The sequence below is a fragment of the Actinosynnema sp. CA-299493 genome, from assembly GCF_050946825.1.
Lineage (GTDB): Bacteria > Actinomycetota > Actinomycetes > Mycobacteriales > Pseudonocardiaceae > Actinosynnema.
Window position 1 is genome coordinate 7,671,212 of sequence record NZ_CP191993.1, and the last position, 16,986, is coordinate 7,688,197.

At 72.6% G+C, this 16,986-nt stretch carries 13 protein-coding genes; 5 read left to right on the forward strand and 8 right to left on the reverse strand.

What is annotated here, in order from left to right; genetic code table 11:
• Positions 1-8: 8 nt before the first annotated feature.
• Together ACQPYE_RS32430 and ACQPYE_RS32435 are read left to right on the forward strand one after the other, a co-directional pair.
• Positions 9-1,211, forward strand: coding sequence for an acetyl-CoA C-acetyltransferase (locus ACQPYE_RS32430; protein ID WP_498716893.1), 1,203 nt, complete (start codon positions 9-11; stop codon positions 1,209-1,211).
• A complete protein-coding gene (locus ACQPYE_RS32435; RefSeq protein WP_498716894.1) occupies positions 1,211-3,274 on the forward strand; it encodes a 3-hydroxyacyl-CoA dehydrogenase NAD-binding domain-containing protein in 2,064 nt (687 codons plus the stop codon). Before ACQPYE_RS32430 ends, ACQPYE_RS32435 begins: the two co-directional genes overlap by 1 nt.
• Before the next feature lie 147 nt (positions 3,275-3,421).
• Here the strand turns inward: ACQPYE_RS32435 and ACQPYE_RS32440 are convergent, their stop codons facing one another.
• Together ACQPYE_RS32440 and ACQPYE_RS32445 are read right to left on the reverse strand one after the other, a co-directional pair.
• Entirely contained in the window at positions 3,422-4,405 is a 984-nt protein-coding gene (locus ACQPYE_RS32440; protein WP_498716896.1) for an AraC family transcriptional regulator, read from the reverse strand.
• Positions 4,406-4,652: 247 nt separating this feature from the next.
• Complete coding sequence (locus tag ACQPYE_RS32445; RefSeq protein ID WP_498716898.1) at positions 4,653-5,210, reverse strand: DM13 domain-containing protein; 558 nt, start codon at positions 5,208-5,210, stop codon at positions 4,653-4,655.
• Positions 5,211-5,470: 260 nt separating this feature from the next.
• Here ACQPYE_RS32445 and ACQPYE_RS32450 point away from each other — a divergent pair, with 260 nt between their 5' ends.
• The gene (locus ACQPYE_RS32450; protein ID WP_498716900.1) at positions 5,471-5,653 is read left to right on the forward strand and encodes a hypothetical protein; all 183 of its coding nucleotides are present in this window, start codon (positions 5,471-5,473) and stop codon (positions 5,651-5,653) included.
• 24 nt (positions 5,654-5,677) lie between these two features.
• Here the strand turns inward: ACQPYE_RS32450 and ACQPYE_RS32455 are convergent, their stop codons facing one another.
• Entirely contained in the window at positions 5,678-6,079 is a 402-nt protein-coding gene (locus tag ACQPYE_RS32455) for a hypothetical protein (protein ID WP_498716902.1), read from the reverse strand.
• 108 nt (positions 6,080-6,187) lie between these two features.
• On the opposite strand from ACQPYE_RS32455, the gene ACQPYE_RS32460 reads away from it, so the two are divergent.
• Both ACQPYE_RS32460 and ACQPYE_RS32465 read left to right on the forward strand, forming a co-directional pair.
• The gene (locus tag ACQPYE_RS32460; protein WP_498716903.1) at positions 6,188-7,300 is read left to right on the forward strand and encodes a GNAT family N-acetyltransferase; all 1,113 of its coding nucleotides are present in this window, start codon (positions 6,188-6,190) and stop codon (positions 7,298-7,300) included.
• Between the two features lie 37 nt (positions 7,301-7,337).
• Positions 7,338-8,369: a LacI family DNA-binding transcriptional regulator gene (locus tag ACQPYE_RS32465; RefSeq protein WP_498716904.1), complete on the forward strand. Its 1,032-nt coding sequence runs from the start codon at positions 7,338-7,340 to the stop codon at positions 8,367-8,369.
• Positions 8,370-8,458: 89 nt separating this feature from the next.
• Here ACQPYE_RS32465 and ACQPYE_RS32470 read toward each other — a convergent pair whose 3' ends face one another.
• From ACQPYE_RS32470 to ACQPYE_RS32490, 5 genes are all read right to left on the reverse strand, one after another.
• Positions 8,459-9,877: a GH1 family beta-glucosidase gene (locus tag ACQPYE_RS32470; protein ID WP_498716905.1), complete on the reverse strand. Its 1,419-nt coding sequence runs from the start codon at positions 9,875-9,877 to the stop codon at positions 8,459-8,461.
• Between the two features lie 430 nt (positions 9,878-10,307).
• Positions 10,308-12,830 carry an ABC transporter permease gene (locus ACQPYE_RS32475; RefSeq protein WP_498716907.1) on the reverse strand — a complete coding sequence of 841 codons (2,523 nt, stop codon included), beginning with the start codon at positions 12,828-12,830 and terminating at the stop codon, positions 10,308-10,310.
• Positions 12,831-12,834: 4 nt separating this feature from the next.
• A complete protein-coding gene (locus ACQPYE_RS32480) occupies positions 12,835-13,587 on the reverse strand; it encodes an ABC transporter ATP-binding protein (RefSeq protein WP_498716908.1) in 753 nt (250 codons plus the stop codon).
• An 89-nt stretch (positions 13,588-13,676) separates the two neighbouring features.
• Positions 13,677-16,712, reverse strand: coding sequence for a helix-turn-helix transcriptional regulator (locus ACQPYE_RS32485; RefSeq protein WP_498716909.1), 3,036 nt, complete (start codon positions 16,710-16,712; stop codon positions 13,677-13,679).
• A gap of 11 nt (positions 16,713-16,723) precedes the next feature.
• Positions 16,724-16,912 carry a hypothetical protein gene (locus ACQPYE_RS32490; protein WP_498716910.1) on the reverse strand — a complete coding sequence of 63 codons (189 nt, stop codon included), beginning with the start codon at positions 16,910-16,912 and terminating at the stop codon, positions 16,724-16,726.
• Positions 16,913-16,986: the final 74 nt, after the last annotated feature.

Below are 16,986 nucleotides of genomic sequence, written 5' to 3' on the forward strand. Positions count from 1 at the left end.
TGGAGCACATGAGCGAAGCCTTGATCTTCGACGCGGTGCGCACACCGCGTGGCAGGGGAAAGCGCGGTTCGCTGCACAGCGTCAAGCCGATCACCCTGGCTTCCGGGGTGCTCGCGGCGCTGGCGCGGCGCAACGACCTGGACACCTCCGCCGTGGACGACGTGGTGTTCGGCGTCGTGTCGCCGGTCGGCGAGCAGGGCGCGGACATCGCCCGCACGGCGGTGCTGGCGGCCGGGTGGGACCTGCGTCCGGCGGGCATGCAGCTCAACCGGTTCTGCGCGTCGGGCCTGGAGTCGGTGAACCTGGCCGCGGCCAAGGTCGCCTCCGGGTTCGAGGACCTGGTGGTGGCGGGCGGCGTCGAGTCGATGTCGCGGGTGCCGATGGGCTCGGACGGCGGCGCGTGGATGGCCGACCCGGAGACCAACATGGCGGTCAACTTCGTGCCGCAGGGCGTGAGCGCGGACCTCATCGCCACGCTGGAGGGGTTCAGCCGCGAGGACGTGGACGCGTTCGCGCTGCGCTCGCAGCAGCGGGCCGCGCTGGCGCGGGACAAAGGCTGGTTCGACCGGTCGCTGGTGGCCGTGGTCGACCAGAACGGCTCGGTCGTGCTCGACCACGACGAGGCGATCCGCCCGGAGACCACGCTGGACGGGCTCGGCAAGCTCAAGCCGAGCTTCGCGTTCCACGGCGACCTCGGCTTCGACTCGGTGGCCATCGACCGCTACCCGACCGTGGAGCGCATCGACCACGTCCACACGCCGGGCAACTCGTCGCAGATCGTGGACGGCGCGGCGGCGATGCTGATCGGCAACGAGCGCACCGGCCGCGAGCTGGGCCTGACGCCCCGCGCCCGGATCATCGCCACCGCGATCGTCGGCTCGGAGCCCACGATCATGCTGACCGGTCCCGCGCCGGCCGCGCGCAAGGCGCTGGACAAGGCCAGGCTGACCGTCGAGGACATCGACCTGTTCGAGATCAACGAGGCGTTCTCGTCGGTGGTGCTGAAGTTCCAGCGGGAGCTCGACCTGCCCGACGAGAAGGTCAACGTCAACGGCGGCGCGATCGCCATGGGCCACCCGCTCGGCGCGACCGGCTGCATGATCCTCGGCACCCTGCTCGACGAGCTGGAGCGCCGGGACCTGCGCCGGGGTCTGGCCACGCTGTGCGTGGGCGGCGGCATGGGCATCGCGACGATCATCGAGAGGGTCTGATGGCCATCCACTTCGAGCGGGACGACGAGGGTGTCGTCACCCTCACGATGGACATGTCCGGTTCGGCGAACGTGATGAACGCCGAGTACCACGAGGACATGGGCGACGCGGTCGCGCGGCTGGAGGCGGAGCGCGACGACATCACGGGCGTGGTGCTGACGTCGGCCAAGAAGACGTTCTTCGCCGGTGGCGACCTGAACCTGCTGGTCACGATCACGCCGGAGAACGCGGCCGAGGCGCTCGGGTTCCTGGAGGAGGTCAAGGGCCAGCTGCGGCGGCTGGAGCTGCTGGGCAAGCCGGTCGTCGCGGCGATCAACGGCAGCGCGCTCGGCGGCGGCCTGGAGATCGCGCTGGCGTGCCACCACCGGGTGGTGCTGGACGACGACAGGATCAAGCTCGGCCTGCCCGAGGCGACGCTCGGCCTGCTGCCCGGCGGTGGCGGCGTGACGCGGATGGTGCGGCTGCTCGGCGTGCAGCCCGCGTTGCCGCTGTTGATGGAGGGCAAGCAGCTGCGGCCGGCGCGGGCGTTGCAGGCCGGGTTGGTGCACTCGCTGGCTTCGTCGCGCGAGGACCTGATCGCCCAGGCGCGGGCGTGGATCAAGGAGAACCCGGCTCCGCAGCAGCCGTGGGACAAGCCCGGGTACGTGGTGCCGGACGTGCGGTTCGGCGACCCGAACATGTACGGGCTGCTCGCCGCGGCGCCCGCCGTGCTGCGGAAGAAGACGCACGGCGTGTACCCGGCGCCGGAGAAGGTGCTGGCGGCGGCCGTCGAGGGCGCGCTGGTGGACTTCGACACGGCGTTGCGGATCGAGGCGCGGTACTTCGTGGAGCTGGCCTCGGGCCAGGTCTCCAAGAACATGATCAACACGTTCTGGTTCCAGCTGAACGAGATCGGCGCGGGCAAGTCGCGGCCGGCCGGGGTGCCGGCGTCGAAGGTGTCCAAGGTCGGTGTGCTCGGCGCGGGCATGATGGGCGCGGGCATCGCCGAGGTCACCGCCAAGGCCGGGATCGAGGTCGTGCTGAAGGACGTGACGCTGGAGGCGGCGCGGCGCGGGGCCGGTGACACGCCGGGCATCACGCCGACCGACTCCGATGCCGACCTGGCGGGCTGCGACCTCGTGATCGAGGCGGTGTTCGAGAACCGCGAGCTGAAGAACTCGGTGCTGCCGGCGGCGGAGGCCTCGGCGCTGCCGGACGCGGTGATCGCGTCGAACACGTCGACGTTGCCGATCACCGGGCTGGCCTCGGCGGTGGGCGACCCGTCGCGGTTCATCGGGCTGCACTTCTTCTCGCCGGTGCCGAAGATGCGGCTGGTGGAGATCATCCGCGGGGAGAAGACGTCGGACGAGACGTTGGCGCGGGCGTTCGACTACGTGCTGCGGATCGGGAAGACGCCGATCGTGGTGAACGACAGCCGGGGCTTCTACACGTCGCGGACGTTCGGCACCTACGTGACCGAGGCCGTGTCGATGGTGGCGGAGGGCGTGTCGCCGGCGTTGATCGAGAACGTGGCGCGCCGGGCGGGCATGGCCGTGGGTCCGCTGGCGGTGTCCGACGAGGTGACGTTGACGTTGCAGCTGAAGATCCGCGACCAGGCGGTGGCCGACGACCCGACCGCTGCCGGCGCGTTGGCCGATCACCCGGCGTTCCGCGTGCTGGAGGAGCTGGTCGGCGAGGGGCGCACGGGCAAGTCCGGCGGCGCGGGGTTCTACGAGTACCCCGAGGGCGGCAGGAAGTTCCTGTGGCCGGGGCTGGCGCGGTACGCGCGGGCCGACGCGGGCGTGACGGAGCAGGACGTCGAGGACCGGTTGCTGTTCATCCAGGCGTTGGAGACGGTGCGGTGCCTGGACGAGGGCGTGCTGACGTCGATCGGTGACGCGAACGTGGGCAGCGTGTTCGGGTTCGGCTTCGCACCGTGGAGCGGCGGCACCGTCCAGTTCGTCAACTCCTACGGCCTGACCGGGTTCGTGGAGCGTGCCGACTACCTGGCCGACACCTACGGCGAACGCTTCCGCCCGCCGACCTCCCTGCGCGACCGCGCCACCACCTCCACCCCCTTCTGACCGCGAGTCCTACGTTCGGAACGCGCGTGTCCTACGTTCCGGTACCCCATGTTGAACGCTCACGGTCGTCAGACCTCTTCTGAATGTTCAACATGGGTGTTCCGAACGTAGGACACGCGTGACGGGAACGTAGGACTCTCGCGGGGGTCAGGTGGGGCGGTAGGTGCCGGGGCTCGTGCCGGTCCACCGCTTGAAGGCGCGGTGGAAGGCGCTCGCCTCGGAGAAGCCCAGCCGCAGCGCCAGCTCCTCCACCGACTCGCCGCCGCGCACCAGGCTCGCCACGGCCTGGTCGCGCAGCAGCTGCTCGCGCACCTCGCGGAACGACGTGCCCTCGGCCGCCAGCTTCCGCCGCAACGTCGGCGCGCTCATCCCCAGCCGCGCGGCCACGTTCTCCAGCCCCACCACGCCGCCGCCGAGCATCCGCCGCACCTGGCTGGACGCGTCCGCGCCGTAATCGCGCCGGGACAGCAGCTCGGCGGGCGAGTTGCGCAGGAACCGCCTCAACGCGGCTTCGTCCTGCACCACGGGCATCCGCAGGAACCGCGCGTCGAAGCTCAACGTGGTCGTGCGCGCGGAGAACCGCAGCGGAGCGCCGAAGATCAGGTGGTACTCCGCGCCGTGCGGCGGCTCGGGATAGGCGAGGTCGACCCCGCGCAACGGGATCCGGCGGCCGATCAGCCACGACGAGAACCGGTGCCACAGCACCAGCAGCGACTCGACCAGGAACCGGTCCGGGTCGTCGACGCCCGCCGCGGACAGGCTGAACGCGGCCACGCCGTCGTGCTCGTCCAACGCCATCCCCGGCCGCACGTCGAACAGCTCGTAGAACGCCAGACCGCGCCGCAGGGCGTCCTCCAGCGACGCGCAGTGCACGGCGAGCAGGCACATCGTCGGGAACGTGCCCCGCTTGCTCGGCCGCGGCCCCAGGCCCATGAACTCGTCGTCCAGCGCGTCCCAGAGCGCTTGGACGAGCTTGGTGTACTGGGCGGGGGTGACCCGGGCGCGCTCGTCGGAGACCAGTGCCTCGCCGATGCCCGCGGTCGCCAGCAGCCGCGCGACGTCGTGACCACGCCGCACGGCGCCACGCAGCGCGGCATTGACGTAGTGGATCGCGATGGTCCTGGTGAGCATCACGCACAGTGTGCAGCACTGGTGCGGCGGGCCGTGAGCGGCGACGCGGAACGGGGAGAGAAAGCGCCGCGCCGCCGCCAACGGTGGCCCACCCCAGTGAGCCGGCTCCTCGTCGGTGGGGCATCAGCCCGCCCACCAACGAGGGACGTTGTGGTACTACCACTTTAGGTGGTCTAGACCAGATATGTCAATACGGCGAAAAGGCCATAAATGGATCAGACCACCGAGCATTTGTTTCCCTTATGTGTCAGACCTGTTCCAACGGCGCTACCGCGAAACCGGCGGAAAACCTCTTGCACCAGATCACGACGCTGCGGACGGCGCCCAGGTCGGTGCCGGCGGGCACCGCGTAGACCTGGTTGCCGCGATTCGCCTTCAGTTCACCCAGGTTCGTGAAACCGGAGCCGAACGCCGCCTCGGGCGAGTCCGACGCCTTGTCCGACAGGTAGACGTAGAGGTCCGGCCCGTCGCTGGTGTCCAACGCCTCGAACTGCACCGCGTGACCACCGTCGGGCAACCGGACCAACGTCGCGCTCCCGGTCGTCGCGTGCTCCAGCGAGCGGAACGGCCCGGAGGCCAGCGCGACCGGGCCCGCGGGCGGGGCGGGCGTCGTGGTGACCGGAGCCGCCGCCGTCGACCGGGCCGCCGAGGTCGTGGTCGTCGTGGACGTCGCGCCCGGCAGCAGCAGCGCCTCGTCGGCCGTCCGGTCGGTCGCCAGCCGCCACGGCTGGAACAAGTACAACCCCACCACCAGGGCGACCACCAGCACACCGGCCACCCCGATCACCACTACCCGCTTGGACATCTCACGCCTTCCGGAGTCGACTCGTCCCCACCGGACAACTCTGGCGAACCGGACGCCGAATGGTGGCCGAAACCCGATTACGAAGTTCTGACGTCTGCCGTCCGGCGGGGTCGGGTCAGTTCACGGACGTGTTCACCTGAACGGGTGACGCACGGACCTGGCACCCGACCGGCGCGGTGCTCGTGACAGATCTGTCCGGCGCGCAGCGACACGCACCTTCCCGATGGCGGGACACCCGAAGTGGTGTAACGACCGCAGGAATGGCCGCCTCCGATACCCGTGGTGAACGGAACGCCGGCGACGTCCGGCCGCCGGAGAACAGGGACTTCCGGGCGACCGTCACCGCGGAGCCGTTCCGCTCGTTGTCCGCTGTGGCACGGAAAGCCGTGCTCAACGAGGTGGACCGGACGACCGGCCCGACCGGGGCGCACTGGGTCGGGTGAGGCCGGTTCGGCGGGCTGTACTGTTCAGCCGCTCACCGTTGCGCCACGAGTGCGTTCTGTCAGGAGGGTTGCGGTGCGGGTGCTGTGGGCCACGTGCGGCTTGGCCGTGGCGGCGTCGGCGCTGGTCGGTGTCCTCATCGGGGTGTACCTCGACGGGGTGAACGACGAGCGGCAGGCCGACACCCCCGCCTCGACCTGGATCACCGGTCGGCCCTCGACCAGCGCGGTCACCACGCCGCCGAGCTCCGCCACCGCGGACGCCATCTCGTCGCCACCGGGTTCGACCACCGCGGTCCGCACCACGACGACCACGACGACGCCACCGGCCGCACCGCCGCCACCACCGGAAACCTCGACCGAGGCGCCGCCGCCGACCACCACGACCACCACGGTGAAGAACACCGAGTGGCCGTGCAGCCCGCTCAACCCGCTGCCGCCACCGCACTGCCGGGACTGAGCGCGGGAGGGCCATCCCTCACGTCGCCGAAACGCCCGCGTCCCCGCGCCGCAACCTGGGCCGTCCAGCCTGGTCGCATGGACACCACACCGAACACCTGGCGGCTGCGCGTCGAGCTGGACGACAGTCCCGGCGCCCTGGCCCGGGTGACCATCCGGCTGGCGCACCAGGACTGCAACGTGCTGGCGCTGTCCGTGATCCCGGTGCCCGGCGGCGTGCTGGACGAGCTGGTGGTCCAGGCCGCGCCCGGCCTGCTGCCCGCGGACCTGGTGGACGCGGTGCGCGCCGAGGGCGGCCGGTGCGTCGGCATCACGGCGGCCGACCTGCGTGACCTGGTCGACGCGCCGACGGCGGTGTTGCGCGCCGCCGCGCTGGCGGTGCGCGACCCGAACGCCGTCGGCGAGGCCCTGCGCGTCGTGATGGGCGCCGACTCGGTGGTCGTCACCCCCGGCGAGCCCGACGTCAAGCACCAGCACGAGGTCGCGTCGCGAACGGCCGCCTTCCGGGCGACCTCGGCCACGGCGCCGGAGGTGGCGCAGTCCTACGCGGTCAAGCGCGGGTGGTCGCCGTTCACCCAGGTCGAGCTGGCCCGGGGGCAGGCGTTGATCGACCTGCTGTCCGCCGCCGGCGCGGCGACGCCCCAGCCGACCGCCCTGCTGACCGACGACGGCATGGCGCTGGTGCTGCGGGCCGGCCGCGCGGGCGACGAGGAGGCGGTCGCCGAGCTGCACTCCCGCTGCTCGATGGGCACCCTGTTCAACCGGTACCACTCGGGCATGCGGACCGTGCCGAGGCGGTGGCTGCACCGGCTGCTGAGCCCGCCGCGCGGCAGCACCGCGGTGGCCCAGTGCGCGGACCGGGTGGTCGCCCTGGGGCAGCTGATCCCGACGTCCACCCCCGACACCGCCGAGGTGTCGTTGCTGGTCGAGGACGAGTGGCAGGGACGCGGGGTGGGCACCGCGCTGCTCGGCTCGCTGGCCGGCTCGGCGCGGGCGGCCGGGTACCGGGAGCTGGTCGGCTGGTGCCTGCCCGCGGAGACCGGTCTGGTCCGCACCGCGGCCCGCGCCGGGCTGCCGACCTCGGTGCGCCGCGAGGACGGGTTGCTGCGGGTCGCGGTCGCCACCGACGGTTCGCGCGTCACCGGTCCGGGTCGTCTTGAGAGCGCTTCCCGGCAGGTCGCCTCCGGCTAAGCTGGGTCGGTAGCGCGATCGTCGAGGAGTGGTGCTCGTGTCGGTTCAATCGCACTCAGCCGCGCGGCCCACGTTGGAGGACGTGGCGGCCAAGGCCGGCGTCTCCCGTGCGACGGCGTCGCGGGTGCTCAACGCGTCGCCCAGGGTGAGCCCGGAGGCGCACGAGGCGGTCACGGCGGCGGTGATGGAGTTGGGCTACCAGCCGAACCACGCCGCGCGGGCGCTCGTGACCAGGCGTTCCGGCGCGGTGGCGGTGGTGTTCTCCGAGCCCGAGCCGAAGATCTTCGACGACCCCCACTTCGCGTGGCTGATCCGCTCGGCGGCGCGGTCGCTGGCCGACGCGGACGTCCAGATGGTGCTCATGCTGGTGCACTCGACGCAGGACCAGGCCCGCGCCGAGCGGTTCCTGGCGGGCGGGCACGTGGACGGCGCGTTGTTGTTCGCGCCGCACAAGGGCGACCAGCTGCCGACGGTGGCGCGCAAGCTGCCGCTGCCGGTGGTGTACGCGGGCCGGCCGTGGGGCTCGCTGCGCGGGCTGCACACCGTCGACCACGACAACGAGGGCGGCGGCCTGCTCGCCACCGAGCACCTGATCTCGTTGGGGCGCAAGAAGATCGTCTCGGTGACGGGCCCGCTCGACGAGCACTCGGCGATGGACCGGCTGGCCGGGTGGCGCACGGCGGTCGGCGCGGACGACGAGACCACGGCGTTGATGACGGCGGACGGCGGCTTCTCCCGCGAGGGCGGCAAGAAGGCGATGGAGGCGTTGCTGGGCCGGGTGCCGGACCTGGACGCGGTGTTCGTCGCGTCGGACCACATGGCGGCCGGCGTGCTGGACGCGGTGCGCGAGGCGGGCAAGCGGGTGCCGCAGGACGTGGCCATCGTGGGGTTCGACGACCACCCGATGATCGCACCGCACACCATGCCGTCCTTGACCAGCGTGCGGCAGGACACGAGTGCGCAGGTCCGCCACATGGTGTCCCACCTGCTGCAACTGCTGCGCGGCGAGACGATCCGGGCGCGGCGCGAGGTCCTGCCCACCACGATGGTCCGCCGCGAGTCCGCGTGAGGCGACGGGTGGAGCAGCGGCGGCCGGCCGCCGCTGGGTGAGCGCCGGGCGGGGGCCGCCGCGGCGACATGCGGCCCCCGACCGACAGGTCACGGCAGGTCGTGCCCGGTGGCCGGGACGGCGTTGGCGCCGATCACCCCGGCCAGCGTCCTGCCGCTCCGCTTCACCGTGCGCACCTGGGTGTCGTAGTCCACGTGCACGATGCCGAACCGCTGGCTGTACCCCGCCGCCCACTCGAAGTTGTCCAGCAGCGACCACGCGAAGTACCCGCGCACGTCGACACCCGCCTCGATGGCCCGGTGCACCGCGCGCAGGTGGTCGACCAGGTACCGGGTGCGGTCCTCGTCCACCACCTCGCCGTCCTCGACCACGTCCGGGAACGCCGACCCGTTCTCCGTGACGAACAGCGGCAGGCCGACCTCGCGCTGGAGGCGTTCCAGCAGCCCGGTGAGGCCGCTCGCGTCGACCTCCCAGCCGAACCCGGTCACCTCGCCGCGCGCCGGCGGGAACTCCACGCCGCGCAGACCCGGGAACGGCCCGCCGCTCACCTCCAGCGGGTCGGCCGTGGGCGCGACGCGGGTCGGGGCGTAGTAGTTCACGCCCATCCAGTCGATCGGCGAGGCGATCACGTCCAGGTCGCCCTCGCGCACCACGGCCGTCCAGTCGCCCAGCCACGCGGTGTCCTCGATGACGTCCCGCGGGTAGCCGCGACCACCCAGGGGGTCGAGGAACAGCCGGTTCTGCAGGCCGTCGACCTTGCGCGCCGCGTCGAGCTGCGAGTCGTCGTCCACCGTCAGCGCGCAGAAGTTCAGCACGATGGAGAGCTCGTGGTCGTCCGGCGCCTGGTCGCGCATCACCTGCACGGCCAGGCCGTGCCCGAGCAGGAGGTGGTGCGCGGCCTCCAGCGACGCCTTCGGGTCGACCACGCCGGGCGCGTGGATGCCGTTGGCGTACCCGAGGAACGCCGAGCACCACGGCTCGTTCAAGGTGGTCCACTGCCGCACCCGGTCGCCCAGGTGCTCGTGCGCCAGCGCCGCGTACTCGGCGAACCGGTAGGCGGTGTCGCGGTCGCGCCACCCGCCGTTGTCCTCCAACGCCTGCGGCAGGTCCCAGTGGTACAGCGTGACCACCGGCTCGATCTCCCGGGCCAGCAGCTCGTCCACCAGCCGGTCGTAGAACGCCAGCCCCCTCGGCTCGACCCGGCCGGCGCCGGCCGGCTGGATGCGCGGCCACGCCAGCGAGAACCGGTACGCGCCCAGCCCCAGCTCCGCCATCAGCTCCACGTCGGAGGGGTAGCGGTGGTAGTGGTCGCACGCCGGGTCACCGGTGTCGCCGCCGAGCACCGCGCCCGGCGTGGCCGCGAACGTGTCCCAGATGGAGGGGCCACGGCCGTCCGCCGTCGTCGCGCCCTCGATCTGGAAGGACGCCGTCGCCGCCCCCCACAGGAAACCCGGTGGGAAGCGCAGCACGTCCCGCCGGACCTCGGTGTCCGGGTCGGTTGTCGTCATGTGCGAGTTCACCCCTTCACAGCGCCCTGCACGATCCCGCCGACGATCTGCCGCGCCGGCGGGATGAAGAACCCCACCACCGGCAGCACCGCGAGCGATGCGCTCGCCGGGCTCGGACCCGGCGTCATGAGAGCGCTCTCACAGTCGTGAGTCCCGGTCCGCCCGTCAACCCGGGAAGTACCGGTCGACACCGTTCCGCAACATTCTGAAGCGCTCTCGTGCGCCGACCGTGACGGTACGCGACTTTCCGTGAACACGGTTGCGGGGTGTCGAAGCCGGGTGGCCCGGCCCTCGCTCGGGCCACCCGGCACCCTGTTAGAGGCGGTTCGCCGCCGGATGTGACGCGTGCTCGGCAAGAATCCCGTGACCCGTGTCGCGCGAAACCCGGTGGCCCGCTCCTCCCCCGAAGAAGAGCGGGCCACCGGGTCCTTCACGCCTCGGCCATCCCCGCGACGACCGAGGTCCTGGCGGCACGCCGGGCGGGCAGCGCGGCGGCCACGATCGCGGCCACCACGGCGCCGGCGAGCATCACGCCGATCTGCCCGAACGGCACGACCAGGTCGACCGAGATCGTGTCGGTGGACAACGCCTCGGTGATCACCCACCCGAAGCCGATGCCGAGCAGCAGCCCGATGGCCGCGCCCATCAACGCCATCAGCACCGACTCGACCACCAGCATCAACCGCAGCTGTCCGCGCGTCAGCCCCAGCGCCCGCAGCAACGCCGACTCGCGCGTCCGCTCCAGCACCGACAGCGTCAACGTGTTCGCGATGCCGAACAACGCGATCACCACGGCCAACCCGATCAACGCCCAGATGAACCCCAGCACCTGGTTGAGCTGCTGGTTGAGCTGTTCCTTGGTCTCGGCCGCGCTGTCGAGCACCGCCAGCGGCGAGGGGTCGGTGACCGCCTCGACCGCCGCGCGCCCGTTCACGGCGCCGGCCTCGAGCTTGACCAGGATGCTGTCGTAGCCCTCGGCGGCCTGCTCGAACCGCAACGACGTCTCCATCGTCATGATCCCGTCGGACAGCCGCTGGCCCTCCACGACCGCGACCACCTTGAGGTCCTGCGCCTCACCGCGGCTCGGCTTGAACGACACCACCGAGCCGATCGACACGTCGCGCCGCTTGGCGTAGTCCGCGTTCACCGCGACCGTGCCGTCACGGAGGTCGTCGAGCGACCCGCTGGTCACGGTCGGCCGGAACAGGCTGCCGAGGGCGTCGCGCGTGATGCCGGTGAAGTACTCGCGCTCCCCGTAGACGACGGTGGTCGGCGCGACCTGCGCCACCTCCGGCACGGCGGCCAGCTCCTCGGCCAGCTCCCTGGGCAGCGGCCGGTCGTGGACGGCGGAGGTCACCGTGTAGTCGGCGGGCATCCGCTGGTCGATCTCGGCGTTCGCGGTCTCCTTGGCGCTGTTGGCGACCACGGTCACCAGCGACACGATCGTCACGCCGATCATCAACGCCGCCGTGGTCGCCGCGGTGCGCTTGGGGTTGCGGCCCGCGTTGGCCGACGCGAGCTTGGCGGGCACGCCGAGCAACGCCCGCGGCAGCGCGCCGAGCACCCGGTTGACCGGGCCGACCAGCAGCGGACCCAGCACGAGCACCGCGGCCAGCAGCGCCATCGTGCCCGCGCCGCTGGTGATCATGGCGACTTCCTCGTCGTCCATGCCCATGCCGAACACCACCGCGCCGACGCCGACCGCCAGGAACAGCACGGCGATCAGCACGCGCACCACACCGGTGCGGGAGACCTCCTCGCCGCTGTCGGGCTGGCTGCGCAGCGCGGCCACCGGCGCGACCCGGGTCGCCTTGCGGGCGGGCAGCACCGCGGCGAGCACGGTCACCAGCGTGCCGACCGCGAACGCGGCGGCCACGGTCGTCCCCGTCACGGGCAGCAGCACGGCGCCCTCGCCGCCGTCGAACGAGAAGATCACCCGTTGCAGCAGGGCGGACACGCCGATGCCGCCGAGCAGGCCGATCACCGACGCGGCCAGGCCCATCACCAGCGCCTCGGCCAGCACCCCCCGGAACACCTGGCCGCGGCTCGCGCCGACGCAGCGCATCAGCGCCAGCTCACGGGTGCGCTGGGCGACGAGGATCGTGAACGTGTTGTAGATGACCATCGCCGCGACGATCAGCGCGATGATCGCGAACGCCAGCAGCAACGAGGTGAACTCGCCCGACTGGGACTCGACCCGTTGCAGGGTCTCCTCGGTCAGCTCCTCGCCGCTCTGGATCTTGAAGCCCTGCCCGCCGATGGCCTGGCGGACGTTGTCCACCACCTGGCGCTGGGTGAAGCCGGCCGCGGCGGTGGCGACCACCTGGTACGGCGGGCGTTCCGGCTCCAGCGCCTGGAACCCCCCGGGCGTCAGCCCGACGTGGTCGTAGCCCGCGAGCGACAGCTGGTTCGTGCCCTGCTGGTAGGTGCCGACGAGCGTGTACGTGTGCCGCGCCTCCTCCTTGCCCAGCAGCACGACCGGTTGGCCGATCGTCAGCTTGGCGGTGGCGGCGGTGCGCTTGTCGACCGCGATCTCGTCGTCCTCGGTCGGGTAGCGCCCCTCGACCAGGTCGAACTCGCGCAGCTTCTCGTTGCTCGCCAGCGGAACGGCCCACGCGGGCTTGGCCTTGCCGTTGGCCGCGAGTACCGGCACCTGCTGGAAGTCGCGCGGGTCCGCGCCCGCCACCCCCGGCGCCTGCCGGATCTTCGCCAACGTCTCCGAGGTGATGCCCGGGATGTCGGCGGACTCGCCGGACGACGACCTGCTGTCCACGGTGACCGAGACGTCCACGTTGCGCGCGTCCTTGGCGAACTCGTCGCGCAGGCTCGCGTTCATGGCGTCGCCGAGCACCAGCGTGCCGGTCACGAAGGCGACGCCGAGGGCGATCGCCACCGAGGACAGCACGAGCCGCGCGGTGCGGGCCTTGAGACCCGCGATGATCGTGCGCAGCATCTCCTCACGCACCCAGGTGCTTGAGGGCGGACAGCACGGAGTCGGCGGTCGGGTTGTCGATCTCGCCGGCGAGGTGGCCGTCGGCCATCAGCACGACGCGGTCGGCGTAGGACGCGGCGACCGGGTCGTGCGTCACCATGATCACGGTCTGGCCCAGCTTGCGCACGGACATGCGCAGGAAGTCGAGCACCTCGGCGCCGGAGCGCGAGTCGAGGTTGCCGGTCGGCTCGTCGGCGAACACCACGTCGGGCCGGGCGACCAGGGCACGGGCGCAGGCCACGCGCTGCTGCTGGCCGCCGGACAGCTCGGTCGGCTTGTGCTTGAGCCGGTCGCGCAGGCCGAGCACGTCCACGATGGTGTCGAACCACTCGCGGTCGGGCTTGCGGCCCGCCAGTTCGAGGCCGAGCAGGATGTTGGCCTCGGCGCTGAGCGTGGGCAGCAGGTTGAACGCCTGGAAGACGAACCCGACCCGGTCGCGGCGCAGCCTGGTCAGCTCCTTGTCGCCCAGCGAGGTGATCTCGGTGCCGCCGATCGCGACGCTGCCGCCGTCGACGTTGTCCAGGCCGGCCAGGCAGTGCATCAGCGTGGACTTGCCGGACCCGGACGGACCCATGATGGCGGTGAACCTGCCCGCCGCGAACTCGACGCTGACCCCGTCGAGCGCCCGCACGGCGGTGTCGCCCTTGCCGTACACCTTCACCAGGTTCGCGGCGGCTACAGCGGTGCGGGTTCCGACGTCGGACACCAGTGCGGACATGCTCCCTCAATTCCTCGGGTCTGGCTGACGTCGAGAAAGCTAGGGGGCACGCGGGTCGGCAGGCGTCACCTCGACGGCGGAACCGGAGGTCAACCGGCGGGATGACGGGCACTAGTCCCGAGGTCTGACGGCACCTGTTCACCGGGGTGGCCGGGCAGGTCCAGCAGGCCGCGGTCGAACGCGGTGGCCACGGCCTCGGCCCGCCTGCTCGCGCCGAGCTTGGACATGATCCGGCTCAGGTGCACGCTGACCGTCTTCTCCGAGATGTAGAGCTCCTCGCCGACCTGGCGGTTGGTGCGGCCCAGCGCGACCAGCTCCAGCACGGACCGCTCCCGCGGCGTGAACGGGTCCACCCGGTCACGCGGCCCGACGTCGCGCAACGCCACCCGGGCCCGCCGGGCGACCAGGTCGAGCACCTCGCGCAGCGGCGCCGCGCCCAGCTCGTCGACCACCGCGCCGGCCAGCCGCAACTCCGCCGCGGCCTCCTCGCGCCGGTCCGCGCCGAGCAGCGCCTCGGCCAGCCGCCACCGGCACACGGCCTGCTCGAACACCGATCCGAACCCGAACGCGTCGACCGCGCGCCGCCACAGGTCCGGGTCGCCGACCCCGGTCACCCTCGACTCCTCGGCCGCCGCGCGCGCCAGCCACGCCCGTCCCTCCGGCCCGAGCACGCCGGTGCGGGGCATCCCCATCTCGGCCGTCGTGCGCGCGTACTCGGCCAGCTCCCGGCCGGCCCGCACCGCCTGCTCCTCGGCCGCCCGGTCCTTGCGTCGCCGGGCCCGCGCGGCGATCTCCACGTGCCCCGCCACGCCGAGGGCGGCCAGCCGGATGCCGGCCAGCACCCACTCGCCCTCCTTGCGCGACCAGCTGATCGCGTCCGCGATCCGGTCCACCGCCAGTTCCGGCTGACCGCGCCACAACGCCAGCTCCGCGCCCGTGCCGCCGGTGATCAGGGCGATCTGGAGGTCGCGGTGCCAGTCCGCGCGCAGCTCCCGGATCATCCGCTCGGCCTGGTCGAACTCGCCCCGGCCGACCGCCACGTGCGTGCCGGCCGCGGCCAGCCGCGCCGACACCGTGCTGGAGACCCGCAGGCCGGGCGGTTCGGCGGCGGTCGCCGCGCCGTCCCACTCACCGCGGTAGTACTTGGTCAGCACCTGGAGGATGCGCAGCTCCAGGCCGAACGAGCTCCACGTCAGGCCGGTCGCCTTGGCCCGCGCCACGCCCTCGTCGAACGCCCGGCCGGCCTCGGCCAGCTCGCCGAGGTCGTAGTGGTGCAGGCCGAGGTAGTACCGGGCGCGCAGCTCGGTGGTGACCGCGTCGGCCTCCATCGCGCACGCCACCGCGTCCGTCAGGTGCTCGCGCGCCCGCGAGATCTGCCCGTCGGGCTCGTCGAGCAGGCCCAGCGTGGTCAACCCGTCCGCGACGGCCGAGTCCGCGCCGGCCGAGCGACCGTCCGCCACCGCCATCTCGGCGCGCTCCCGGGCCTCCACGTACTTGTGGTCGTGCCGCAACGCCGCCGCCCACACCGCCAGCACCCACGCGCGGGCCCGGCTCGCGGGCCGGTCCCGCACCAGCCGCCACGCCTCCTCCACCGCGTGGTACTTCTCGTCCTCGGTGCCGTCGAGCACCTGAAGGGCCTGCGCGAAGCGCCGCCACATCTCGGCGGCCTCCTCGGGGTCGGACCCGTCCACCACGGTGGTGCCGGTGCGGGCGAACGCGATGGCCCGCTCGGGCTGACCCGCCGTGCCCGCCGCCCACGACGCGCTGCGCAGCAACGACAGCTCGGTCAGGCCGGCCGGGCGGTCGCCGGCGGGCACCGCGTGCCACAGCTTCAACGCCTGCTCCAGGTGCCGCAGCGACTCGGCGGGCGCGCCGGAGGCCTTGGCCTCCTCCCCCGCGTCGACCGACGCCCGCAGCGCGCGGACCAGGTCGTGGGACTCCAGGCTGTGGTGGGCCAGCGCGGCGGCGGCGCCCCGGCCGCCGGACGACGCGAGCCGGTCCGCGTAGGCGGCGTGCAGCCGCACGCGTTCACCGGGCAGCAGGTCGAGGTAGACGGTCTCGCGCAGCAACGCGTGCCGGAACGTGTACACCTCCGAGCCGTCGACCACCAGCACGTGGTGCCGCACGGCCTCGCGCAGCACGCCGTCCAGGCCGACGTCGTCCATCCCGGCCACGTCGCGCAGCAGGTCGTGGCGCACGGACCGGCCGCCGACCGACGCGACCCGCACCACGCGCTGCGCCTCCGGGGAGAGGCCCTCGATGCGGGTCAGCAGCACCTCGGCCAGGGTCCACGGCACCTCGCGGTCACCGCAGCAGGCGACCGCGATCAGCTCCTCGGCGAAGAACGGGTTGCCGTCCGAGCGCTCGGCGACCTCCAGCACCACGTCGTCGGGCAGGTCGTCGGCCAGCGCGGCGACGAACGAGCGCGCGTCGATCGCGCTCAGCGGGGTCAGGTCGAGCCGCTGCACGGCGGGCAGCCGCACCAGCTCGTTGAGCAGGGGGCGCAGCGGGTGGCTGCGGTGCAGGTCGTCGGACCGGTAGGTGGCGACGACGAGCAACCGCTGCGCGCGCAGCCGGGAGAGAAGGAACGACAGCAGGTACCGGGTGGAGGCGTCGGCCCAGTGCAGGTCTTCCAGCACCAGCAGCACGGGCCGCTCCTCGGCCAGCTCGCCGAGCAGGCCGTGCACCGCGTCGAACAGCTGGAGCTGGCCGACGTCCTGCTCGGGGCGGCGGCCGACCAGGTGCGACGGCAGGCCGGAGACCGACGTGCCGCCGTCGTGGCCCGGGGGCAGCGCCAGTTCCGGCAGCAGCAGGCCGAGGGCGGGCCGGGCCGCGACGTCGAGCAGACCGGCCTGCCGCACCTGCCCCAACGCCTCGGTGAAGGGCAGGTACGGCAGGCCGGTCTCGCCGACGTCCAGGCAGCGGCCGTTGAGCACGAGCGCGTCGCCCGCCGTGGCGGACAGCTCGTCCACCAGCCGGGTCTTGCCGACACCCGCGTCGCCGGCGAGCAGGACCGCGCCCGCCTCGCCGCGCACGGCCTCGTCGAGGGCGGCGCGCAACCTGGTCATCTCCCGGCTACGCGCCACCAAGGGAATTCCGGAACCGATGCGTGCCACACCAGGCATGCTGTCACACCTCAGGCGGCCTCGCGGTGGCCGTTGTCCGCGTCGGGCACGTCCGGACCGGAGCCGTGGCCGAGCCGCCGCCACCACGACCGCCTGGCCGGGTGCGTCTGCCGGCCGACGCGGTAGTGCGCCGCGTCCGCGCGCAGTGCGGCCTGCCGGTAGTCGATCTCCGCCTTCAAGGACTCGGGCGTCCACTCCATGACTCGCTCCTCGTGTCGTACCGCTTCTCTCCGGTGACACGAAGAGTCGTCCTGAGGCGGGGGCGAGGGCATCG